Annotated in this window: 22 protein-coding genes, 1 other RNA gene and 1 pseudogene; 11 read left to right on the plus strand and 13 right to left on the minus strand. The window is 54.2% G+C overall.

Going from position 1 to position 21900, the window contains the following annotated elements:
- Positions 1-132: 132 nt before the first annotated feature.
- The 10 genes from exuR to LJA86_RS14165 all read left to right on the plus strand — a co-directional run bounded on the left by exuR (position 133) and on the right by LJA86_RS14165 (position 6017).
- Positions 133-909, plus strand: a complete 777-nt coding sequence (gene exuR, locus LJA86_RS14120) for a transcriptional regulator ExuR (protein ID WP_023615584.1) — start codon at positions 133-135, stop codon at positions 907-909.
- 344 nt (positions 910-1253) lie between these two features.
- Entirely contained in the window at positions 1254-1916 is a 663-nt protein-coding gene (gene yqjA, locus LJA86_RS14125; protein WP_023309289.1) for a DedA family general envelope maintenance protein YqjA, read from the plus strand.
- Positions 1917-1918: 2 nt separating this feature from the next.
- Positions 1919-2302 carry an EnvZ/OmpR regulon moderator MzrA gene (gene mzrA, locus LJA86_RS14130; RefSeq protein ID WP_045910066.1) on the plus strand — a complete coding sequence of 128 codons (384 nt, stop codon included), beginning with the start codon at positions 1919-1921 and terminating at the stop codon, positions 2300-2302.
- A 143-nt stretch (positions 2303-2445) separates the two neighbouring features.
- Complete coding sequence (locus LJA86_RS14135) at positions 2446-2814, plus strand: DUF1090 domain-containing protein (protein ID WP_008503142.1); 369 nt, start codon at positions 2446-2448, stop codon at positions 2812-2814.
- A gap of 29 nt (positions 2815-2843) precedes the next feature.
- On the plus strand, positions 2844-3149 hold the full coding sequence (locus tag LJA86_RS14140) for a DUF883 family protein (protein ID WP_008503141.1): 306 nt from the start codon (positions 2844-2846) through the stop codon (positions 3147-3149).
- A 1-nt stretch (position 3150) separates the two neighbouring features.
- Positions 3151-3549, plus strand: a complete 399-nt coding sequence (locus LJA86_RS14145; protein ID WP_014885329.1) for a phage holin family protein — start codon at positions 3151-3153, stop codon at positions 3547-3549.
- Positions 3546-3842, plus strand: coding sequence for a YqjK-like family protein (locus LJA86_RS14150; protein WP_008503139.1), 297 nt, complete (start codon positions 3546-3548; stop codon positions 3840-3842). Before LJA86_RS14145 ends, LJA86_RS14150 begins: the two co-directional genes overlap by 4 nt.
- A 252-nt stretch (positions 3843-4094) precedes the next feature.
- Positions 4095-4487 carry a DoxX family protein gene (locus tag LJA86_RS14155; protein ID WP_023309292.1) on the plus strand — a complete coding sequence of 131 codons (393 nt, stop codon included), beginning with the start codon at positions 4095-4097 and terminating at the stop codon, positions 4485-4487.
- 71 nt (positions 4488-4558) lie between these two features.
- On the plus strand, positions 4559-5545 hold the full coding sequence (locus LJA86_RS14160; protein WP_045910067.1) for a glutathione S-transferase family protein: 987 nt from the start codon (positions 4559-4561) through the stop codon (positions 5543-5545).
- A 106-nt stretch (positions 5546-5651) separates the two neighbouring features.
- Entirely contained in the window at positions 5652-6017 is a 366-nt protein-coding gene (locus LJA86_RS14165) for a DUF805 domain-containing protein (protein ID WP_023615581.1), read from the plus strand.
- 40 nt (positions 6018-6057) lie between these two features.
- Here LJA86_RS14165 and yhaJ read toward each other — a convergent pair whose 3' ends face one another.
- Positions 6058-6960, minus strand: a complete 903-nt coding sequence (gene yhaJ, locus LJA86_RS14170) for a DNA-binding transcriptional regulator YhaJ (RefSeq protein WP_008503135.1) — start codon at positions 6958-6960, stop codon at positions 6058-6060.
- A 104-nt stretch (positions 6961-7064) separates the two neighbouring features.
- On the opposite strand from yhaJ, the gene LJA86_RS14175 reads away from it, so the two are divergent.
- Positions 7065-7766, plus strand: coding sequence for a pirin family protein (locus LJA86_RS14175; protein WP_023309295.1), 702 nt, complete (start codon positions 7065-7067; stop codon positions 7764-7766).
- Between the two features lie 80 nt (positions 7767-7846).
- On the opposite strand, the gene LJA86_RS14180 is transcribed toward LJA86_RS14175, so the two are convergent.
- The 12 genes and pseudogenes from LJA86_RS14180 to garR all read right to left on the minus strand — a co-directional run bounded on the left by LJA86_RS14180 (position 7847) and on the right by garR (position 21893).
- Positions 7847-9151, minus strand: a complete 1305-nt coding sequence (locus tag LJA86_RS14180; protein WP_229226332.1) for a serine dehydratase subunit alpha family protein — start codon at positions 9149-9151, stop codon at positions 7847-7849.
- Between the two features lie 20 nt (positions 9152-9171).
- Positions 9172-10503 carry an amino acid permease gene (locus LJA86_RS14185; RefSeq protein ID WP_045910069.1) on the minus strand — a complete coding sequence of 444 codons (1332 nt, stop codon included), beginning with the start codon at positions 10501-10503 and terminating at the stop codon, positions 9172-9174.
- Positions 10504-10764: 261 nt separating this feature from the next.
- Positions 10765-11175 carry a Spy/CpxP family protein refolding chaperone gene (locus LJA86_RS14190; protein ID WP_045415278.1) on the minus strand — a complete coding sequence of 137 codons (411 nt, stop codon included), beginning with the start codon at positions 11173-11175 and terminating at the stop codon, positions 10765-10767.
- Positions 11176-11323: 148 nt separating this feature from the next.
- Positions 11324-13618, minus strand: a complete 2295-nt coding sequence (pflB, locus tag LJA86_RS14195) for a formate C-acetyltransferase (protein WP_229226333.1) — start codon at positions 13616-13618, stop codon at positions 11324-11326.
- A gap of 15 nt (positions 13619-13633) precedes the next feature.
- Positions 13634-14842: a propionate kinase gene (gene tdcD / locus LJA86_RS14200; protein ID WP_048029295.1), complete on the minus strand. Its 1209-nt coding sequence runs from the start codon at positions 14840-14842 to the stop codon at positions 13634-13636.
- Between the two features lie 30 nt (positions 14843-14872).
- A complete protein-coding gene (tdcC, locus tag LJA86_RS14205; protein WP_045415282.1) occupies positions 14873-16204 on the minus strand; it encodes a threonine/serine transporter TdcC in 1332 nt (443 codons plus the stop codon).
- A 9-nt stretch (positions 16205-16213) separates the two neighbouring features.
- Positions 16214-17203 (minus strand): bifunctional threonine ammonia-lyase/L-serine ammonia-lyase TdcB, encoded by a 990-nt coding sequence (tdcB, locus tag LJA86_RS14210; RefSeq protein ID WP_023326154.1) that lies wholly within the window; start codon positions 17201-17203, stop codon positions 16214-16216.
- A 100-nt stretch (positions 17204-17303) separates the two neighbouring features.
- Positions 17304-18224: a transcriptional regulator TdcA gene (gene tdcA / locus LJA86_RS14215; protein WP_229226334.1), complete on the minus strand. Its 921-nt coding sequence runs from the start codon at positions 18222-18224 to the stop codon at positions 17304-17306.
- 755 nt (positions 18225-18979) lie between these two features.
- Positions 18980-19837, minus strand: a complete 858-nt coding sequence (wcaA, locus tag LJA86_RS14220; RefSeq protein ID WP_045910169.1) for a colanic acid biosynthesis glycosyltransferase WcaA — start codon at positions 19835-19837, stop codon at positions 18980-18982.
- A gap of 54 nt (positions 19838-19891) precedes the next feature.
- Positions 19892-20269: pseudogene (locus tag LJA86_RS22190) on the minus strand (pentapeptide repeat-containing protein); the annotation flags it as partial.
- A gap of 297 nt (positions 20270-20566) precedes the next feature.
- Positions 20567-20943, minus strand: an RNA gene (gene rnpB / locus LJA86_RS14230) — RNase P RNA component class A.
- Between the two features lie 59 nt (positions 20944-21002).
- Positions 21003-21893 carry a 2-hydroxy-3-oxopropionate reductase gene (gene garR / locus LJA86_RS14235; protein ID WP_069719922.1) on the minus strand — a complete coding sequence of 297 codons (891 nt, stop codon included), beginning with the start codon at positions 21891-21893 and terminating at the stop codon, positions 21003-21005.
- Positions 21894-21900 lie beyond the last annotated feature (7 nt).

Consider the following 21900-nt stretch of genomic DNA (forward strand, 5'->3'; position numbering starts at 1 on the left):
CAGGCCCGTGCAAGCGAAGCGCCGCCGGGCATTTAAAGGCCGCTCAGTAGCGGCTTTTTTAATGGCAAATCTGGAGAGTGGCACGCAAAAGTGGTATAACAAATCATCTGCCGTACCCTGCCTGGAGCGCATATGGAAATCACCGAACCACGTCGTTTATATCAACAACTTGCTGCGGAGCTGAAAGATCGCATCGAGCAAGGTGTCTATCTTGTCGGTGATAAACTGCCCGCCGAGCGCTTCATCGCGGATGAAAAAAGCGTCAGCCGCACCGTGGTGCGCGAAGCGATCATCATGCTGGAAGTGGAAGGCTACGTTGAGGTACGCAAAGGCTCCGGCATTCACGTCATTTCCAATCTGCCGAAACACTCGCCTGTCGCGGACGAAAGTCTGGAATTTGCCAGCTATGGTCCGTTTGAGCTGCTCCAGGCTCGCCAGCTGATTGAAAGCAACATTGCCGAATTTGCGGCGACGCAGGTGACCAAGCAGGACATCATGAAGCTGATGGAAATCCAGGAGAATGCCCGGAAGGAAAAATGTTTCCGCGATTCAGAGTGGGATCTGCAGTTCCACGTCCAGGTCGCCCTGGCAACCCAGAATACGGCGCTGGCGGCAATCGTTGAGAAAATGTGGACTCAGCGCGTTCACAACCCGTACTGGAAAAAACTGCACGACCATATCGATTCCCGAACCGTCGACAACTGGTGTGACGATCACGACCAAATCCTTAAGGCGCTGATTCGTAAAGATCCGCATGCCGCTAAGCTGGCGATGTGGCAGCACCTGGAGAACACCAAGCAGATGCTGTTCAATGAAACCAGTGACGACTTCGAATTTAACGCTGACCGCTATCTTTTCGCTGATAATCCCGTTGTTCATCTCGATACGGCCCCCAGTGCCGCAAAATAGATGACCTTCCCGCTGGCAGGCGCCTCGCTGCGCCTTCTGGCTTCAGTGGGTAAGCAAAACATATATAGTGTCAGCCTTTGTAAATCCCCTCGCTCACTTCCTGGGCTTACGCCAAAATCAACTCACGCCTGCAAATTCTGTGACGCAGAACGTTGGGCTTTGTTACAATTGGATTCACTTCGTTATTTTGTAAGTTAGTGCTTGCTAACCAGCCAATTAACAGGGAACCGTGTTGGCCACACCGCAATGTGTCCGCGAGCGACCATAATGAAATCACAACAATGTCGCCGTGCTGTTTGCCCCGGATAACAGGCGTGACGTTAACCGATTTCCAGGAACACTGAATGGAACTTTTGACCCAACTACTGCATGCCCTCTGGGCGCAGGACTTTGAAACGCTGGCCAACCCTTCCATGATTGGCATGCTCTATTTCGTCTTGTTTATGATCCTGTTCCTTGAGAACGGTTTGCTGCCTGCAGCCTTCCTGCCCGGTGACAGTTTGCTGGTGCTCGTCGGCGTGCTGTGTGCCAAAGGGGCGATGGCGTTTCCGCACACCATTTTATTACTGACCGTCGCGGCCAGCCTCGGCTGCTGGGTGAGCTACATACAGGGAAGATGGCTGGGCAACACCCGGATCGTCCAGAACTGGCTCTCGCACCTGCCTGCACATTATCATCAGCGGGCGCACCACCTTTTCCATAAGCACGGGCTTTCCGCGCTGCTGATTGGTCGCTTTATCGCGTTTGTACGTACCCTGTTGCCGACCATTGCCGGTCTGTCGGGGCTGAGCAGCGCGCGCTTCCAGTTCTTTAACTGGATGAGCGGTCTGTTATGGGTGCTTATTCTGACGACGCTCGGCTATGCCCTGGGTAAAACGCCGGTCTTTATGAAATATGAAGACCAGCTGATGTCCTGCCTGATGCTGCTGCCCGTTGTGCTGCTGGTCTTCGGCCTGATCGGCTCTCTGGTCGTGCTGTGGAAAAAGAAATACGGAGCCAGAGGCTAACGATGGCTATCTCACCGCTCGCCCTGCGCCGTTTTGCCTGTGCCGTGATGACGCTGGTGGTGCTCAGCGCCATGCTGCTGGTATGGAGCGCGCTTTCGCACCAGGAATCCACGCTGGCCATTCGCCCGGTGAACCAGGGTGCCAGCGTGCCTGACGGTTTTTCTGTCTGGCATCATCTGGATGCGAACGGGATACGTTTTAAGAGCATCACCCCGCAGGACGATGTTTTACTGATCAAGTTTGATTCCCGTGCGCAAAGTGCCGCCGCAAAAGTGGTTCTCGACCGTACGCTGCCGCAGGGGTATATCATTGCTCAGCAGGAAGATGACAGCCAGCCAGCAGCCTGGCTGTCGCTGATTCGCGATACGTCGCATCGATTTGGATAATTACCAGGATTCCGAATCTTTTCACTCACTTTGGTGAATCCCCCGTTTACTTACTATGCTTAAGTACGCGGAGCACCCCTCGACTGTACTCCGCATAACTTTGGATAGCGGCTTACGCCGCAACACAATGGAAGGTTTCGATAATGAAATTCCGCATGACTCTGGCTCTGGCCCTTTTTTCTTTAAGCACAGCATCCTTCGCCAATTCTCTCTGTCAGGAGAAAGAACAGGATATTCAGCGTGAGATCGGTTATGCCGAAAAGCATAACAATCAGCACCGTGTTGATGGTCTCAAAAAAGCGCTGAGCGAAGTGAAAGCGAACTGTTCAGACAGCAAGCTTCGTGCCGACCACCAGAAGAAAATCGCTGAACAGAAGGACGAGATAGCCGAGCGCCGTCGCGACCTGCAGGAAGCGAAAGAGAAAGGGGATGCGGAAAAAATTGCTAAGCGCGAGAAGAAGTTGAAAGAAGCGCAGGACGACCTGAAAGCGCTGGAAGCTCGCGATTATTGAGTTAACGGAAATCTCAACAGGAGAGAATCATGTCAAAAGATACGACGTCTGAACATCTGCGCGCTGAACTGAAATCCCTGGCCGATACCCTTGAAGAGGTGCTGAACTCCTCTGCTGACAAGTCAAAAGAAGAGGTAAGCAAGCTGCGCAGCAAAGCGGAGCAGGCGCTGAAAGAGAGCCGCTATCGCCTGGGTGAAACCGGTGATGCACTGGCAAAACAGACCCGCGAAGCGGCCGCGCGTGCGGACGAATACGTGCGTGATAATCCATGGACAGGCGTAGGGATTGGTGCCGCAGTCGGTGTGGTACTGGGTGTCCTGCTGACGCGTCGTTGATATGGAAGATCCTCGTCACGCACAAGGGCCTGCTAACAACGTCCTCGGCATCGGCCAGCGTATTTTAACGACGCTGGTCGGGATTGCCGAAACGCGCGTCCGGCTGGCAGTGGTCGAGCTGGAAGAGGAGAAAGCCAACCTCTTCCAGATGCTGCTGATGCTCGGACTGACCATGCTCTTCGCCGCGTTTGGTCTGATGAGCCTGATGGTGTTAATCATCTGGGCCATTGACCCGCAGTATCGTCTTAACGCGATGATTGCCACCACTGTCGTTCTGCTGGTCGCCGCGTTGATAGGCGGTATCTGGACGCTGCGTAAAGCGCGTAAATCCACGTTCCTGCGTCATACGCGTCAGGAGCTGGCTAACGATCGCGCCCTGCTGGAGGATGACAAGCCGTGAGCGGTAAAGCCGAACGTCAAAAGCGAAAAGCGTACCTGCTAAGCCAGATCCAGCAGCAACGGCTGGATCTGTCGGCGAGCCGCCGCGACTGGATTGACGCGACGCGACGGTTTGACCGGGGCTGGAACACCTTCCTGAGCCTGCGTTCATGGGCGCTGGTCGGCAGCAGCGTGATGGCTATCTGGACGGTTCGTCATCCAAATATGCTGATCCGCTGGGCGCGCCGTGGATTTGGTGCCTGGAGCGCCTGGCGTCTGGTGAAAGCCACGATTCGTCAGCAGCAGTTGCGGTAGCCTTCTCGCTGGGTGGCGACTACGCCTTACCCGGCCTACTTGCACGCGTAGGCCGGGTAAGCGCAGCGCCTCCCGGCAAAATCCTCTCCCCTCCCTTACTCAATATCTTTGAAGAAGATTGACAGTTTTCCTTGCTAACAATCGCCCACCGTCACGTTTATGATGCTCTCCATCGACAGCAACGACGCGGTATCTACCCGGAATTGCAGACAAATAACGTTCAGCCGCTGATGTGGTTTCCTGGAGAGTAAAATGAAAAAATTAGAAGATGTTGGTGTACTGGTAGCGCGTATTCTGATGCCAATTCTGTTCATCGTGGCAGGTTGGGGAAAAATCACCGGTTATGCAGGCACCCAGCAATATATGGAAGCCATGGGCGTTCCGGGGTTCCTGTTGCCACTGACCATTCTTCTTGAGTTCGGCGGCGGCCTGGCAGTCCTGTTCGGCTTCCTGACCCGCACCACCGCGCTGTTTACTGCAGGCTTCACCGTGCTGACGGCGTTCATCTTCCACAGCAACTTTGCGGAAGGCGTGAACTCTCTGATGTTCATGAAAAACCTGACCATCGCGGGTGGCTTCCTTCTGCTGGCCGTTACTGGCCCGGGCGCATACAGCATCGACCGCGTTCTGAATAAGAAATGGTAAGCACGCTATACTGAATAAACACAAAGCGAGGAGACATCTCCTCGCTTTTGCTATCTGACGGAGGAGAAAAAATGGGACAACTCGTAGACGGCGTCTGGCAGGATGTCTGGTATGACACCAAATCCACCGGAGGTCGCTTTAAGCGCTCTGTTTCGGCCTTCCGTAACTGGCTGACCGCCGACGGTGCGCCGGGCCCTAGCGGCGAAGGCGGCTTCGCGGCTGAGAAAGATCGTTATCATCTTTATGTTTCCCTCGCCTGCCCGTGGGCCCACCGCACGCTGATCGTGCGCAAGCTGAAAGGTCTCGAATCCTTCATTCCGGTTTCAGTCGTCAACCCGCTGATGCTGGAAAACGGCTGGACGTTTGACAGTGATTTCCCTGCGGCAACCGGCGACGAACTCTATCACCACGATTTCCTGTACCAGCTCTATCTGCGCGCCGATCCGCATTACACCGGTCGCGTGACCGTGCCGGTGCTGTGGGACAAGAAAAACCAGACGATTGTCAGCAATGAGTCTGCGGAAATCATCCGCATGTTCAATACCGCATTTGATGCCCACGGCGCCCGCGCCGGGGATTACTACCCGGTTGAACTGCGCGATAAGATTGACGAGCTGAACAGCTGGATTTACGACAACGTCAACAACGGTGTTTATAAGGCCGGTTTTGCCACCAGCCAGGAAGCGTATGACGAAGCGGTCGGGAAGGTGTTTGAATCACTGGAACGCCTGGAACAGATCCTGGGCCAGCATCGCTACCTGACGGGCGATCGCCTGACGGAAGCGGACATTCGCCTGTGGACCACGCTGGTTCGCTTTGATCCGGTCTATGTCACCCATTTTAAGTGCGATAAACACCGCATCAGCGACTACCTGAACCTGTATGGTTTCCTGCGCGACATCTACCAGATGCCGGGCATCGCGGAGACGGTCGACTTCGACCATATTCGCACCCACTATTTCCGCAGCCACAAGACCATCAACCCGACGGGTATTATCTCCATCGGCCCTTGGCAGGACCTGGATGAACCGCACGGGCGCGACGTGCGTTTTGGATAAAAAGTAAGGGCATCACCAGATGCCCTTTTTTAATTCACAATCTCCATCTATCCTTACTTTGATTGCTTAGAAAACAAGTGATTGACCGATTATTGAGGCAAGGAAAATGGACTGGTATTTAAAAGTACTGCGCAACTACATTGGATTTGGTGGCCGCGCCCGCCGCAAAGAGTACTGGATGTTCGTTCTGGTGAACTTCGTCCTGATTATGGTGCTGGGCATCGTGGATAAAATTCTCGGCTGGGAGCGGGCTGGTGGTGAAGGCGTACTGACCACCATCTATGGCCTGTTAGTCCTGCTGCCATCATGGGCGGTACTGTTCCGTCGACTGCACGATACCGATCGTTCGGCGTGGTGGTTACTGCTGCTGCTGATTCCGATCGTGGGCTGGATCGTGATTTTGATCTTCAACTGTCAGAGTGGGACGCCGGGCGAAAACCGCTTTGGTCCGGATCCTAAGATCGGCGCATAAAAAAAAGCCCGGTGGCGCTTCGCTTACCGGGCCTACACGCTTATTTGTTGTGGTGCGCAAACAGCTTTGGAATTTCACGCAGGCACCACGATTTGGCTTCGCCCATGCTGTCGCGACGCCACGCCATAATGATATCCACTTCGCTGGTGTACTCCGGGCTCACGACCCGCAGTCGCCCTTCCGCAATATCTTTTTCCACAAACGGGTACGGCATCGTCGCCACGCCCAGACCGGCCAGCAGCGCCTGCCGTTTGTCTTCCAGTGAGGTCACCGTCAGACGAGGCTGTTTATCCAGCAGCTGCACCGTCAGCACCGGACGCTCGCGCGCGGTATCCGCGACCGCCACGCCGCGATACTTCACGCGTGTGACTTCAGAGAGCGGCTCCGGCTCCTGATGAATCGGGTGGTTGGGGGCGGCAACGTAGACGTTCATGACGCTGTAGAGCTTGCGCGAGTTGATTTCTGACGATGAGCGGAAGTGCATGTCCGGCGCAATAACGATATCTGCTCTGCCCGTCTCCAGACGTTCCCACGCCCCTGCCAGCACCTCGGTGATGATCGACAGCTGCGTATTAGCCTTCGCCGCCAGGCGATCCACCAGCGGGAACAGCGCTTCGGTCGGGACCAGCGCTTCGGTAACTAACGTCAGATGCGTTTCCCAGCCGCGCGCGAGCGCTTCGGCGTCTGTCGTCAGCTTATCCGCCGCTTCCAGCAGCACGCGGCCGCGCTCCAGCAGCATTCGGCCCACGTTGGTGAATTTTGTTCGATGACCGGAGCGGTCAAAAAGCACCACATCCAGCTCTTCTTCCAGCTTCTGCATGGTGTAGCTCAGCGCAGACGGAACGCGCCCCAGTTCATCGGCCGCCGCCGCAAAACTGCCGCGCCGGTCAATCGCGTCCATGACGCGAAGCGCCTCAAGCGTCAATGCTCTCTCTTTAGCCATCTCGTTCTCATTCAGGAAATTTGAACATACCAGGCAGAATATCTGGCTAACAATGAAGCGTCCATACCTTTACCATTGTTTTAGTGTAAAGAGAGGTCAAGTTTATGATTACGACAAGAACAGCTAAACAGTGCGGACAAGCCGATTTCGGTTGGCTGCAGGCCCGCTACACCTTTTCCTTTGGACACTACTTTGACCCTAAACTCCTCGGTTACGCTTCACTGCGCGTGTTGAACCAGGAAGTGCTCGCCCCGGGTGCCTCCTTCCAGCCGCGTACGTACCCGAAAGTCGATATCCTGAACCTGATCCTGGAAGGCGAGGCAGAATACCGCGATAGCGAGGGCAATCATGTCCAGGCAAAGGCTGGCGAAGCGTTGTTAATTTCCACGCAGCCGGGCATCAGCTACAGCGAGCATAACCTCAGCAAAGACAAAACGCTGACCCGCATGCAGCTGTGGCTCGACGCCTGCCCTGAGCGGGAAAATCCGCTGGTACAGAAGTTAGATTTAACGGGCGATAAGCAGCAGTTGATTGCATCGCCGGATGGCAGCAAAGGGAGCCTGCAGCTGCGTCAGCAGGTGTGGCTGCATCATATCGAGCTGAAAAAAGGTGAACAGGCAAGCTTCCAGCTTCATGGTCCGCGCGCCTATCTGCAGTCCATTCACGGTACGGTGCATGCGGTGACGCACACGGAAGAGAAAGAAGCCCTCACCTGCGGCGACGGGGCGTTTATTCGTGATGAAGCGAATATCACCCTGGTGGCGGATACGCCACTGCGCGCGCTGCTGATTGATTTGCCGGTTTAAGATAAACACGCTCCCTCGCTCGATCGGCTCCCTCTCCCAGTGGGAGAGGGTTAGGGTGAGGGGTAACGGGTTGGATTAAATCACGACACCTTACTCGCCATAATCTCAATAATCTGCCGGTCCGTTGCCTGCATCGAGCGGCACGCCAGCGCGCACAGGTTCGCGATCGACTGCTCCACATCGTGCGCGACAATCCCCTCGTTGCCCGTCACGCCCGACTCATCCAGCGCCATCATCACCGCTTTCCAGGCGCTACTGACGCTGGTAGAGACCTTCATGGCGCAGCTGTTTGACGCGCCGTCGCAAATCATCCCGCTGACGTCGCCGATCATACTGCCGATCGCCATCGCGATGGTCTGGTAACTGCCACCCATCAGCCACGCCATTCCCGCCGCAGCGCCCATCGCCGCCGTTGTCGCCGCACACAGTGCGGACAGGCGTGGAAGCTGATAATGGATATAGATCGCCGACAGATGCGACAGCATCAGCGCCCGCGCCAGCCGTTCGTCACCGGCCTGAAGATGCTCAGCCACAACAACGACGGGCATGGTGGCGGTGATCCCCTGGTTACCAGAGCCCGAATTGCTCATCGCCGGCAGCGTTGCGCCCCCCATCCGGGCATCCGAGGCGGCACTGGTGCGAATAACAATGTCTGAACCCAGATCCTGCGCCAGCCATCCGCGCGAGCGCTGCTTATCAAGCGTTGCGCCAATATGCAGCCCCCACTTCCCGCTGAGCCCTTCCCGGGAGAGCGCATCGTTCAGTTGTCCTGCTTCCAGGATGAAGCGGATGGCTTCAAACGGCACCTGCTCGACAAATTCCAGGATCTGCGACAGCGTAGCGTGCGACAGTACCGCCAGCGGATCGCCATCCGCCTCGGTCACGGGCTTATCCAGCGTAAAGCGCGTTTCCCCCTGGCAAACCACTTCCACCACCCGGGTATGCCCGCCCGCGATGGTCACCATCGCCGAGATATCCCCGGCATAAACGCAGGCCCGGGAATAGAGGATCTCATCACAGGGCTGCTGCAGTTTTACCTGCACGTGCCCTGCCTCAAGCAGGGCTTTGGCGCGGACCAGTGCATCGGCGGTGGCATCTTTCAACACCTCCAGTCCGGCGTGCGCGTTACCGCCAATTGCGCCCAGCGCCGCCGCAATCGGTAACCCGACCATGCCGGTACCCGGCACCGTCACGCCCAGCCCGTTTTTCATCAGGTTCGGCGAGACCCACGCCTCAATCCGTGTGACCTCCCCCGGCAGAAGGTCTGCGGCAATCGCACAGGCCAGTGCCAGAGAGACGGGTTCGGTACACCCAAGGGCAGGCTTCACTTCTTCCTGCACCGCGCGAATAAATTGATTCCATAAAGGATGAGTTTGCTCAGACATCGTTACGACCTTAATTACCCTCAGGAGAATGCGAGGAAAGGAGAAACACAAAGCAGCAGTCCGGTTATGATGATTATCACCAGCGATACGCCTTTATATTTATGCAGCGCCGGTACCTTGTAGACCAGCCATGCCGGGATCAGACAGCCCACCATGCCGAAGATGGGGCTGCAAATGGAGGTGAAGCTCAACACCGGCGCGTTCAGGACTATCGCGCTCCAGGCCAGCAGAATGGCGAACAGCATAATGCCGCGCTGGACAGCGTTTTCATTGATTCTTTCTGCCGGCATTTTGCGGCGCAGGATGTTCATGACGATACCCTGCGTAGCCTCGCGGAAGCCGAGGTAGACGCCGAAGAACGCAGTCATCACAGCGAAGATATTGAGGATCACGCTGACGATTTTGACCCAGCCCGCGCCGTCGCCGCTGATAAACTGCGCCGCAATCGCCAGGGCAGAGATATTCTGCTCGTAGGCTTTGACCGCCTCATCGTGCCCCATCGCCAGGGTGAAGGAGACGGCGTAGAAGAAGACCGTCACAAACAGGATGCCAAAGGCAATGTTCATCGCCCGCAGTGCCTTATGACGTGCCACCTCCACCGATTTTTCACGTGAACGGTACGAGATCACCATCGGGCTCAGGGTCTGAATAAAGAGAATGGAGGTTAAGGTAAAGGGCAGCGTAATGATGGCGTTTTTAATCAGCAGCCCCAGCGGCGGCAGCATGCCCACGTTGGCTAAATGCCAGAGGCCAATCATTGACAACCCCAGCGCCGCAACGACAAACAGCTTGGTAAGCACCATCAGGCTGGACACTTTAAACAGCAGCTTTTCACCGCGTGACGAAATCGCGACCAGAATGCAAATCAGAAATAAACCGTAGAACGGATTTTCCGAGAGCAAACCGTCGGTCACGCCGAAGGTGTGCAAATACGAGGCGCTGTCGTTGGTAATGGCCGTGGAATAGACAAACATCCAGATCACCAGCATGACGAAATAGAGCGCACCTAATAAAATGCCCCAGTTCTTACCCAAATACCCGCTAATTACACTCGGGTAGTCTTTGCATTCCGGGGATTCCGCCAGCGTGTTAATAAACAACCGCTGGAATAAATACATGGCGGGATAACCAATAATGGAGGAGAGCAAAAATACCCACAGCCCCATTAATCCGACCTGCACGGGGAGAAAAACAATCCCCGCGCCGATAGCCATCCCAATACTCATGATGACCCAACCCGTGTCGGTGCTGTCGAATTTAATCGCCTCTCGCCACTCACTTTCACTCATTCCAGCCCGCCTAGCCGCGGGGGAATCATTCACAATGACACTGCTGTTTGTTGCCGTATCCATGGGGCACTCGCTTATTTTGTAGGGTAAACAGTTGTTTTTATAGGGTTCCGATCGCCAGCGATTGCGATTCAGATGGCAGCAGGTGCTTGTTATTGGTGTGAGAAAATCTTAACCGGAGCGAGGGAGAAAAAAGTCACAACTTTTATGAGGATTTTCGAATGATAGAGGAAAATTTGCTTTTTAACTGGGTTGATAGACGGTATTTTTCTAAAAGTGACGCCGATCAAGAAATAAAAACCCGCGCGGTGCGCGGGCAGGAAATCAGTTAGCCAGCGCGTTAGCCATATCCGTTCTAATCTGTTTGCGCTGTTCCGGCGTTAACACCTGGCTGACGTCGAAGTAATATTTCACGCGGTAATAGCGGGTCTGCTCTTCAATTTTGCTGAATGCACTAAGCTGGCTTTTCACCGTGCTTTCGTCCCATTTACCCGCCTGGAACATGTCGATCAGCGCGCCATCCTTCACGCCCGTCATTGGGATCTTGCTGACATTTTGTTCCAGCTGCTTATGCAGATCTTCAATCTTCTTAACCTGCTCATTGCTGAGCTTCAGGTGCTGAACCAGCGGGTCCTGCGATGGAGACGGAGCAGCCTCAACGTTAGCGGCCTGCGCCGTAAAACTGCACACGGCCAGCGTGGCGGCGGCCAACGCAATACGGGTCATTTTCATCATCTTACTGTCCTTACATTCTGTTATAGGGGAAAGCAGGCGTATTGTTTTTCAAGAGCGGATGAATATGTGTGAGTAATTATATAAACAATTTTGTATGTTTAGCGGGCAAAAAAAGCCCCCTGCGTTGAGGGGGCATGAGAACTCACATTTAGATAGATTGGGTAAACGTTCGCGAAATCACATCCTGCTGCTGCTCGCGCGTCAGCGCATTAAAGCGCACCGCATAGCCCGAGACGCGGATGGTCAGGTTCGGGTAGTTCTCGGGATGCGCAATGGCATCGAGGAGCATCTCCCGGTTCATCACGTTAACGTTCAGGTGCTGCCCGCCCTCAATAGATGCTTCGTGATGGAAGTACCCGTCCAGCAGCCCTACCAGGTTGGTTTTGCGCACCAGCTCATCTTTGCCCAGCGCCTGCGGCACGATGGAGAAGGTGTAAGAGATCCCGTCTTTAGCATAGGTGAACGGCAGCTTGGCGACCGACGTTAACGAGGCCACCGCCCCTTTTCTGTCGCGGCCGTGCATTGGGTTCGCGCCTGGGGCAAACGGCGTGCCGCCGCGGCGTCCGTCAGGCGTGTTCCCGGTTTTCTGCCCGTAAACCACGTTGGAGGTGATGGTCAGGATCGACTGGGTCGGTACCGCGTTGCGGTAGGTTGGCAGCGCCTGAATTTTCTTCATAAAGCGCTCCACCAGGTCGCAGGCAATGCTGTCCACGCGGTCGTCGTTGTTGCCGTACTGCGGATAATCCCCTTCAATCACGAAATCGACTGCCAGTCCGGTATGGTCGCGCACCGGCTTCACCGTGGCATATTTAATGGCCGACAGGGAATCCGCGGCTACCGACAGCCCGGCAATACCGCAGGCCATGGTGCGATAGACGTCCCGGTCGTGCAGCGCCATCAGCGAGGCTTCGTAGCTGTACTTATCATGCATGTAGTGAATGAGATTCAGGGCGCTAATGTACTGCACCGCCAGCCAGTCCATAAAGTGATCGAGGCTCGCCATCACGGTGTCGTAATCCAGCACGTCGTCCAGCAGCGGCTCGGTTTTAGGACCGACCTGGATCTTCAGCTTCTCGTCCACCCCGCCGTTGATCGCGTACAGCAGCGTTTTGGCGAGGTTGGCGCGCGCGCCAAAGAACTGCATCTGCTTGCCGATCACCATCGGGCTGACGCAGCAGGCAATGGCGTAGTCGTCGCTGTTGAAGTCCGCACGCATCAGATCGTCGTTCTCATACTGCAGCGAAGAGGTGACGATCGACACCTGCGCGGCGTATTTCTTGAACGCGATCGGCAGTTGTTCAGACCAGAGGATCGTCAGGTTCGGCTCAGGTGCAGGCCCCATGGTGTGCAGCGTGTGCAGATAGCGGAAGCTGTTTTTGGTCACCAGCGTGCGGCCGTCCAGCCCCATGCCGCCGATCACTTCCGTCGCCCAGATCGGATCGCCGGAGAAGAGCGTGTCGAACTCCGGCGTGCGCAGGAAGCGCACCATGCGGATCTTCATGATGAAGTGGTCGATCAGCTCCTGCGCCTGGACTTCATTCAGCCTTCCTGCCTGCATGTCACGTTCAATGTAGATATCGAGGAACGAGGCCGTGCGCCCCAGCGACATCGCCCCGCCGTTCTGGGATTTCACCGCGGCAAGGTAGGCAAAATAGAGCCACTGCACCGCTTCCTGGGCGTTCATCGCCGGGCGTGCGATATCAAAGCCATAGTTCGCCGCCATCTGCTGGATCTGCAGCAGCGCGCGCTTGTGCTCTGCCAGCTCTTCGCGCAGGCGGATCGTCCCCTCCAGATCCTCACCGCGCTCCAGCCTGCCCTGTAGATCCGTAAACTGGAGTTCACGCTCGCGCACCAGATAAGCAATCCCGTACAGCGCCACGCGGCGATAGTCGCCGATGATGCGTCCGCGCCCGTAGCCGTCTGGCAAGCCGGTCAGCACGCCGGACTTACGGCAGCGCATCATCTCTGGCGAATAGACGTCAAACACGCCCTGGTTGTGAGTTTTGCGCAGGTCGGTAAAGAGATATTCAAACTGCGGATCCATCTCCCGGCCATAGGCTTCGAACGAGCTGCGAATCATGTTGATCCCGCCGTACGGATGCAGGGCGCGCTTGAGCGGCTTGTCGGTTTGCAGGCCGACGATCGTCTCCAGATCCTGGTCAATATAGCCCGGCCCGTGGGCCGTAATGGTGGTGGCAATGTTGGTGTCAAAATCCACCGGGGCGTGGGTGGCATTCTCCTGACGAATGCCGACCATCACCTTCTGCCACAGCGCCGTCGTTGCTGGCGTCGCCTGCGCGAGGAAAGCTTCATCGCCTTCATAAGGGGTGTAGTTATGCTGAATAAAATCGCGCACGTTGACGGCGTTTTTCCATTCTTCACCGCGAAACCCGGCCCATGCGTCGCTGTAGGGGGCGATGCCCGTATCGATTGTTACGTTCATGTGTTTCTCGCTTTATCAGGCGTAAGCCGCAGCCGGGGTAACCTTCCCAAGACGGAGGGCGTCCAGCGCGATCATTTTTTCTTCGTTGGTAGGGATCACCGCGCAGGTCACGCGGGACGAATCGGTGCTGATGACGCGCTCACCCGCGCTGCCCGGCAGGGCATTTTTGGCGTCGTCGAGGATGACGCCAAACACCTTCAGGCGTTCAGCCACCAGGGCGCGAATCAGCGTTGAGTTTTCGCCGATGCCGCCGGTAAAGACCACCGCATCCAGGCGGTGCAGCGACGCCGCGTGCCCGGCAATGTGTCGCGCAATGCGGTGAACGAAGGTCTGAATCGCAAGCACAGCCCGCTCGTTGCCTTCATGCCAGGCTTTCTCCAGCGCCCGCAGGTCAGAAGAGATGCCGGAGATCCCCAGCAACCCGGACTCTTTGTTGACCACGCGCTCCAGATCCTCAAACGACTGACCGGTCTGCTGAGCAATCCACGCCATCGCGCCAAAATCCACGTCGCCGCAGCGCGTCCCCATCATCAGTCCTTCCAGGGGGGTCATCCCCATGGAAGTATCCACGCTTTGGCCGTTGCGCACCGCGCAGATGGACGCCCCGTTGCCAAGATGGGCGATCACCAGGCCGCTGTCATCGGGGGACAGCCCGAGAAGCGAATGTGCCTGCGCGGCCACATAGCGGTGAGAGGTGCCGTGGAAACCGTAGCGGCGCACGCCCAGCGCTTCAAAATAGCGGTACGGCAAACCGTACAGATACGCCTGCGGCGGCAGCGTCTGGTGGAAGCTGGTATCAAATACCGCGACCTGCTGCACGCCCGGGAACAGACGCTCTGCGGCTTCCACGCCGCTCAGGTTGGCGTAGTTATGCAGCGGCGCCAGCGGAGAGACCTGGCGGATCTGCTCAATCACCTCTTCCGTAATCAGGGTCGACTCGCTGAAGAGGTCGCCGCCGTGCGCAATGCGGTGGCCAATTAAGGCCACGCTGCTCATCAGGTCACGCTTCTCCAGCTCCAGGGCGATGGCAGCCAGCGCCCCTTCGTAGTCCTGGTGAGCCAGTCTGGCTGGCTCCCCCCCGTTCACGGAAATAAAGGCCTTTTCAGTGTTGATGCCGTCAGCAATGCCCGTCATCAGGGCGTCGCAACTGCTGGCGTCGAGCACCGAAAACTTAACAGAGGACGAACCGCAGTTAATTACCAGTACAACCGGAAACTCAATCATCATGTGACTCCGCTCTTCCTGAGCAATGGTTTAGAACAGTTTGTAAACGATATTCAGAATGGTCAGCAGGCCCACAACCGTGACGAAGATGTTCTCGGGTTTGCCCTTATATTTCGCCATGGCTGGCGCTTTGCGGATGGCGTACATCGGCAGCAGGCACAGCAGAGAGGCGATAATTGGCGCGCCCATGGCTTCGATAAGGTCGAGAATATTCGGGTTGGCGTACGCCACAATCCAGGTGGAGCCCATGATGAAGACCATGCTGATGGTGTTCAGTTTGCCGACAGAGACCTTCTTCTTATCGCCTTTGTAGCCGAACTTGAGGATCAGGCCATTCAGCCCTTCCAGCGTGCCCAGGTAGTGGCCAAAGAAGGATTTGAAAATAGCGACTAAAGCAATAATGGAAGCGCCGTATTCCAGTACCGTCGCAAACGTCGATTTGGTACCGGACATCGAGGCAAAGTGGTTCGCCAGGTAAGAGAGCACCGGGATGTTCTGCGCTTTGGCATCCGCCATGTTCTGCGGAGAGAGCGTAAACAGGCAGCTAAAGGCGAAGAACATCACCACGGCGACCATCAGCATGCTGGCGCGACCGATGATTTTGGAACATTTCTGCTCGGTGAATTCTTTACCGAACTCCGGCTCGTACTCTTCGCGCTTGGAAACCACAAACGAGGAGACGATAGGCGAGAAGTTAAAGGAGAAGACCATGATGGAGATCCCCAGCCACACCGTGACCAGGATGCCGTCATGGCCGGTGAAGGCAATATCGCTCAGGTTGACCTGGTCGATCACCGCGGAGTTCCAGTAAGGGATCAGCGACAGCGAAATCAGCACCAGACTGGCAATAAACGGGAATACCAGGAAGCTCATCACCTTCACCATCAGGTCCTTACCGAACCAGATAACAAAAGCCATCAGCAGCAGCAGGAACAGCGCCACCACGCCGCGGTTCAGCGCAGGCAGCTGGAGCTGGTTTTCCCAGAAGGTCATGAAGGTGTTAGTAATGGTGACGCCGTAAATCCACAGCAGCGGGCAAATGGCGAAGAAGTAGAGGAACGTGATCACCACCCCGCCGGTTTTACCGAAATGCTCTTCCACCGTTTCGGTAATGTTGCCGGAGACGTTGCTGCCGGACAGGCAGAGGCGCGCCAGCGCGCGGTGGCAGTAAAACGCAATCGGGAACGCGAGAACCAGCATCAGCAGGATAGGGATTAATCCGCCAAATCCTGCGCGAATGGGGAAGAACAGCACGCCTGCGCCAATGGCGGTACCAAACAGGCCAAGCGTCCAGGTGGTATCAGACTTACGCCAGGAGGACGTTTTTGTCTGGCCAACGATAATGCTTTCTGTGTTGCTCATAGGTCACCTTTATGCGTCAACGAAGCCGGTAATTTGGGAAACACGGGAGAGATCGATATTGCCGCCGGAAATAATGCAGACGGTTTTGCGGCCCTGAATATAGTGATCCAGTTTGCCGCTTAATAACGCCGCGCAGGCCAGTGCGCCAGCGCCTTCCGTCACCACTTTATTTCGCTGAATAAGGGCAATCATGCTGTTGCGAATATCGTCTTCGCTCACCAGCACAATGTCATCGACCAGTTCACGAACGATTTCGAAGGTTAATTTGCCCGGGCGAGAGACGTCGCAGCCGTCGGCTAACGTGCCGGTGACGCGATGGTTGGTTATTTCTCCTGCCTGCCAGGAGGCTGCCATTCCGTGCACGTTTTCAGACTGTACGCCGATAATATTAATGGTCGGGTTGATGGATTTAATCGCCGTTGCAATCCCGGCAATTAAACCGCCGCCGCCGATAGGGACAATCACGTTATCCACGTCATATAAATCTTCGAGAATTTCCAGGCCGATAGTGCCCTGACCGGCAATCACTTTGGCGTCATCGTAAGGCGGGATAAAAATGCGCCCTTCCATCTCGACGATTTCGCTGACTTTGGCGATGGTGTCGTTAAAGTTCTCACCGTGCAGCACCACTTCCGCTGAGTAGTCGCGCGTCGCGGCGACCTTGGATTTTGGTGCGCCCATTGGCATCACCACTTTGCCATCGATGCCGAGCATGGCGCAGGAAAGGGAAACCCCCTGCGCGTGGTTTCCCGCTGAGCAGGCGACCACGCCTTTGCGTTTTTCAGCATCGGTCAGCGAGCTTAATTTATTAAACGCGCCGCGAATTTTGAACGAGCCGGTACGCTGCATGTTCTCAAACTTCAGGAATATTTCGCCCTTACAACGTTCGCTGAGATAATTCGAGCGTGGCATACCGGTTTTATATATCTTGCCTGCCAGGCGTTTTCTGGCATCCTGAATATCTTCAATGGTTACCGGGAGATCGTAAGTAATATGCATAATATCCTCGTTATAATAATTCATTCTTTTCAGGCAAAGTCAGGGTATCAGAGCGTTAATACGTTAAGCTCTGAGTATTTTTAAAATAGTAACTTATTATTTATCGTCGTCTTTCGACATTCATCGACGAATATTGTTTTGCCAGCTCAACTAATACTGACGCCGATTTTTTAATTCTGTAATTTTTAGACCACACGGCGGCATAACGCGCCACGGGTAATTCATCTTCCACAGGCAGCACAATAAATTGATCCGAACCGAATGGGGCGATCATATCGCGGGGAATCACCGTCAGATAATCGGCATTCAGGACAAGGTTATAAATGGTGACGACCGAATCGGTCTGGACGATGTTTTCGATGCTGATGTGGTTGTCTTGCAGAGTAGTCAGGAGTTCTTTGTAGTAGCCCATATCGGTTTGCGGCATCACCCACTGCTCGTGCGTGAGCGATGCCAGTGTCGTCGGGCCGGAGCACGTTCGCGTTTTGCTGGCGACCAGCACAAACTCGGACTCAAACAGCGGTTCGACGTGGAGATCCTGCAGCAGCATTTCGTCGCTCAGCGTACCGATGGCAAAATCCAGACGACCGTCGCGAATGGCCGGGAGGAAAGAGGAGAGTTGGGCTTCATACATTGAGACGCGCGCTTTCGGGAACACTTCCTTAAATTTTTTGATCATCCCGGACAGGAAGGTAAAGCCGATCAGTGACGGGTAGCCAAAGGAGACATCCATAACGGTGCTGAAGCTCAGGCTGTTGATTTCGCTCACCATGTTTTTCATTTCGCGGGTGATCGACTCTGAGTACGAGAGCAGAACCTGGCCCGCGGCGGTCAGTTTCACGCCAGTGTTTTTGCGCACCATCACTTCCACGCCGAAGTAGGACTCAATATCGCTGATAATTTTGCTGACGGCGGGTTGCGTCAGGCCCAGCTGTCTTGCTGCAGAACCTATGGAGCCACTTTTAATGACTTCCTGAAATACCACGAGGTGCTGTGTTTTCGGTAGAATAATAGTGTTCATAATATTCTGCGTTTATTTCCCTATGACGGGGTGAATTCTACTCAATAATGTTTAAAGGGGTATGTGCTGTTACTCACAATTTGCTTTTCAGCCCTTTTAACCCACCTCTCAAAAACCCATTAAAAACCTTATAAATCAACAAAATAGAAACATAAAAATACGCTACAACGCTGATATTGATCAACAAAAATAGCGGTAATAAATTTATTTTATGGCGATAACCCGGATAAATTTCACCGTTCTTAAAAAATCAATAAAGACGATATTTCAGGCAATTAAAGACCAATAAATAACCGTTATTTGTTTGAAACATTCTTTCAATTTATCAATTTTTTACGGCGTGAATTTTCAGACTTCAGAAAAAGAGTGGAATACGTCACATATTCATGGGAGAAATGTATTTGATTTCAATATGTGCATATCAAACGAGAAAAGATTTGCGATCATTAAGCTAACAATCATAACAAATTATCAATACTACAGATCGTCGGTTTTTTGGATTTAAATTTTGTGATGTCGATCGTATGCAGATACCGGGGTGGAATTGATAAGGGAAAAACAGTGAAATGTGCTTAATGTCGCAAATATGAGAATTGATGTCGTTTGTGTGGTTGCCGGGTGGCGCTGTGCTTACCCGTTCGTCGAGGTTGTCTGCCGGGGTGATTCCCGGCGACTTACCCAGCCCCTCGTCGCTAAGATTTCCGTATCCATCTACTCATTCTGAACACCACCACGACTCTTGTCGTTTGTAGGCCTTAGAACTTTTTGTTCCGGAAGCGGGTATACATCATCAGATAGCGTTTCAGATTGCGTAGCGTCATCAATTTCATCAGGGTTTGCGGGCGCATTTTTTTGTTGCGAATGTAGTAAAGAGTGAAGAGCTGATATTTTTTACTCGGCACGTCTAATTTGGCTTTGTGTTTCCGGTAAAAACGTAGATAACCTGAAAATTTTCGCCCTGAGCAGGTGATGCGGACGTCGCCGTGATTGACATAAAGCACCTGGGTGATGTCATCCAGTTTGAAAGGTTCACCGAAGGTTTCTGCAAGCCGATAAAACGCATCATAATCCTGAGCCGCAGGCAAGGCGTCGTCGAACATGATCTGTTGCATTCTACTGGTTAAGGTCAGCATTTGGTTGCCTATAATATTCCTTTTATCAAACAGGCTTTTTTTATAAGCCGGTTTCGGATATACCTGCAACTCATCAGGGTGATGATATCCGGTACCGTCACAGAGATAATCATTTGCGTATAAAAAACTGTGCAACTGAAGTTGATGTTGACAGGTAAGAAAGGAGGACAGGCGTGTCGGCAGCCATTCATCATCATCGTCCAGACCCGTAATAAGATCGCCTCGGGCCATCCGGATAGCCTGATTTCGAACTGCACAAGCGCCAGAGTTAAATTCATTGCGAATATAGGTAATGCGCGGGTCATTCAGTTCAGTGATATACGTCAAGAGCTGGTCAAATGACGATGAGAAATCATCAATGATAATGAGTTCCCAGTGCACATAGTCTTGATTCAGCACCGATTGTATGGCTCTGATCGCCAATGTCTGGCGGTTCCAGGTTGGCATATAGATGGAGATGAGAGGTCGGGATAGTGGCATGTCACTTTCAATTTTCTCATGTTCCGTCAATGGCCCGGTGCGATCGTTGAAGCAGGCATTATGGATATCGCTTCCAGTAAAATCCACGCAAGTACAATCAGCATGACTAAAGATAGTACCTTCCGTTTTACAGTAGCTAAGATTAGCGCCTGCAAGATTAGCACAGGAGAAATCGGCTCCCCGAAGATCACAAAACGAAATATCGCATCCCGATAAATCAATATTGCGTAAATAGAGCCCCCTGAGATCCATAAACCGCAGATCTGCACCTGCCAAATCAGGCTGGTATCGGCGATTTTTCAGCATCTTTCTATGATATTTAATCAGTTTTTTTCGTTTGTTTTTTTTGTTCATGCTCAACTGAATACCGATGGGTAAATTAGGCGTTGAGTTAAGCGCTCTTATCATCCTGTAGCAATAGCCCCTCTTCATTTTCAGAAATTAATTAGGGGTAAACTGTATTTATTAACGATTCATTTATTTTTCTCATACATTTTAGTGAGCCAGGGTGGTCTGTAGATCAAATATTGACAGGGAATAAACATGAATCACAATCCAGAGACATACGAAAAAACCACCTGAAGGTAGTCAGAAATGAAGGCTGTCGCGGTTGCCAGGTTTCAGGATAGTCGGAATGGAACAGCCGTTGGTGTGCCTCGTTTGTATCACAGTCTGTGTCACATTTTGCCTTAGAAAGCCTGAGACACACCAACGAATTGTTTTAGAAGAAGTTGAAGCTGACCGATAAGCCGGGTTCTGTCGTGGACAGTCATTCATCTAGGCCAGCAATCGCTCACTGGCTCAAGCAGCCTACCCGGGTTCAGTACGGGCCGTACCATGTGAACCCCTATTTGGCCTTGCTCCGGGTGGAGTTTACCGTGCCACGGACTGTTACCAGCCGCGCGGTGCGCTCTTACCGCACCCTTTCACCCTTACCTGATCCCGCTTGCGCGGGCCATCGGCGGTTTGCTCTCTGTTGCACTGGTCGTGGGTTTCCCCCCCAGGCGTTACCTGGCACCCTGCCCTATGGAGCCCGGACTTTCCTCCCCTCCGCCCGTCTCCCCCGAAAGGGACGACGACGAAGCGGCGACTGTCTGGTCAGCTTCGGCGCGCAGTATAGAGGGTTTGCACGCCGCTGTCACCCTCAGGTATAGGTAAGGCGTGATTATCGCGCTACTTCCACCTTCGCCAGTTTTTCGTAGTAGCATGCAATTGCGCTGTGATCGGCCGTGCCCAGGCCATCGGCACGCAGCGCCTGCATCATCTCCATGACCGCTGCGGTCAGCGGCAGCTGTGCGCCCACGCCGTGGGAGGTATCCAGCGCGTTGGCCAGATCTTTGATATGCAGGTCGATGCGGAAACCGGGTTTGAAATTGCGATCCATGACCATGGGCGCTTTGGCATCCAGCACGGTACTGCCCGCCAGACCACCGCGAATGGCCTGGTAGACCAGGTCCGGATTGACGCCCGCTTTGGTTGCCAGCGTCAGCGCTTCAGACATGGCGGCAATGTTGAGCGCCACAATCACCTGGTTTGCCAGCTTGGTCACGTTACCCGCCCCGATCTCTCCGGTGTGCACCACGGACCCCGCCATGGCTTTCATCAGGTCGTAAAATTTATCGAAAACGGCTTTATCACCGCCGACCATCACCGACAGCGTGCCATCGATCGCTTTCGGCTCACCGCCGCTGACCGGCGCATCCAGCATATCGACGCCCTTTGCTTTTAGCGCCTCGCTGATTTCACGGCTTGCAAGCGGTGCGATAGAACTCATATCGATCAGCACCAGGCCTGGCTTCGCGCCGTCGATAATGCCGTTTTCACCCAGCGCAACCTCTTTAACATGCGGGGAGTTTGGCAGCATGGTGATGATGACATCGCACTGCTCGGCAATGGCTTTCGCGGTGGTGGCCGTTTCTGCTCCCGCCGCCATCACTTCAGCCACGGCCTGTGGATTATGATCGGATACCACCAGTGAGTAACCCGCTTTGATGAGGTTCTTACTCATTGGTTTACCCATGATCCCCAGGCCAATAAAGCCCACTTTCAGCGTCATAATCTGT

Origin of the sequence: Enterobacter sp. TCD1-1 (genome assembly GCF_020567405.1) — a bacterium.
Taxonomy (GTDB): domain Bacteria; phylum Pseudomonadota; class Gammaproteobacteria; order Enterobacterales; family Enterobacteriaceae; genus Enterobacter; species Enterobacter quasiroggenkampii.

Excerpts from the sequence above, each read along its gene's own strand:
- wcaA (WP_045910169.1), bottom strand. The coding sequence starts at position 19,837 with ATGCCACTATCCCGACCTCTCATCTCCATCTATATGCCAACCTGGAAC.
- LJA86_RS14160 (WP_045910067.1), top strand. The coding sequence starts at position 4,559 with ATGGGACAACTCGTAGACGGCGTCTGGCAGGATGTCTGGTATGACACC.
- mzrA (WP_045910066.1), top strand. The coding sequence starts at position 1,919 with ATGGCTATCTCACCGCTCGCCCTGCGCCGTTTTGCCTGTGCCGTGATG.
- yhaJ (WP_008503135.1), bottom strand. The coding sequence starts at position 6,960 with ATGGCTAAAGAGAGAGCATTGACGCTTGAGGCGCTTCGCGTCATGGAC.
- LJA86_RS14135 (WP_008503142.1), top strand. The coding sequence starts at position 2,446 with ATGAAATTCCGCATGACTCTGGCTCTGGCCCTTTTTTCTTTAAGCACA.
- LJA86_RS14145 (WP_014885329.1), top strand. The coding sequence starts at position 3,151 with ATGGAAGATCCTCGTCACGCACAAGGGCCTGCTAACAACGTCCTCGGC.
- exuR (WP_023615584.1), top strand. The coding sequence starts at position 133 with ATGGAAATCACCGAACCACGTCGTTTATATCAACAACTTGCTGCGGAG.
- LJA86_RS14180 (WP_229226332.1), bottom strand. The coding sequence starts at position 9,151 with ATGTCTGAGCAAACTCATCCTTTATGGAATCAATTTATTCGCGCGGTG.
- tdcA (WP_229226334.1), bottom strand. The coding sequence starts at position 18,224 with ATGAACACTATTATTCTACCGAAAACACAGCACCTCGTGGTATTTCAG.
- LJA86_RS14155 (WP_023309292.1), top strand. The coding sequence starts at position 4,095 with ATGAAAAAATTAGAAGATGTTGGTGTACTGGTAGCGCGTATTCTGATG.
- yqjA (WP_023309289.1), top strand. The coding sequence starts at position 1,254 with ATGGAACTTTTGACCCAACTACTGCATGCCCTCTGGGCGCAGGACTTT.
- LJA86_RS14190 (WP_045415278.1), bottom strand. The coding sequence starts at position 11,175 with ATGATGAAAATGACCCGTATTGCGTTGGCCGCCGCCACGCTGGCCGTG.
- garR (WP_069719922.1), bottom strand. The coding sequence starts at position 21,893 with ATGACGCTGAAAGTGGGCTTTATTGGCCTGGGGATCATGGGTAAACCA.
- pflB (WP_229226333.1), bottom strand. The coding sequence starts at position 13,618 with ATGAACGTAACAATCGATACGGGCATCGCCCCCTACAGCGACGCATGG.
- tdcB (WP_023326154.1), bottom strand. The coding sequence starts at position 17,203 with ATGCATATTACTTACGATCTCCCGGTAACCATTGAAGATATTCAGGAT.
- LJA86_RS14165 (WP_023615581.1), top strand. The coding sequence starts at position 5,652 with ATGGACTGGTATTTAAAAGTACTGCGCAACTACATTGGATTTGGTGGC.
- LJA86_RS14175 (WP_023309295.1), top strand. The coding sequence starts at position 7,065 with ATGATTACGACAAGAACAGCTAAACAGTGCGGACAAGCCGATTTCGGT.
- tdcD (WP_048029295.1), bottom strand. The coding sequence starts at position 14,842 with ATGATTGAGTTTCCGGTTGTACTGGTAATTAACTGCGGTTCGTCCTCT.
- LJA86_RS14185 (WP_045910069.1), bottom strand. The coding sequence starts at position 10,503 with ATGGATACGGCAACAAACAGCAGTGTCATTGTGAATGATTCCCCCGCG.
- LJA86_RS14140 (WP_008503141.1), top strand. The coding sequence starts at position 2,844 with ATGTCAAAAGATACGACGTCTGAACATCTGCGCGCTGAACTGAAATCC.
- tdcC (WP_045415282.1), bottom strand. The coding sequence starts at position 16,204 with ATGAGCAACACAGAAAGCATTATCGTTGGCCAGACAAAAACGTCCTCC.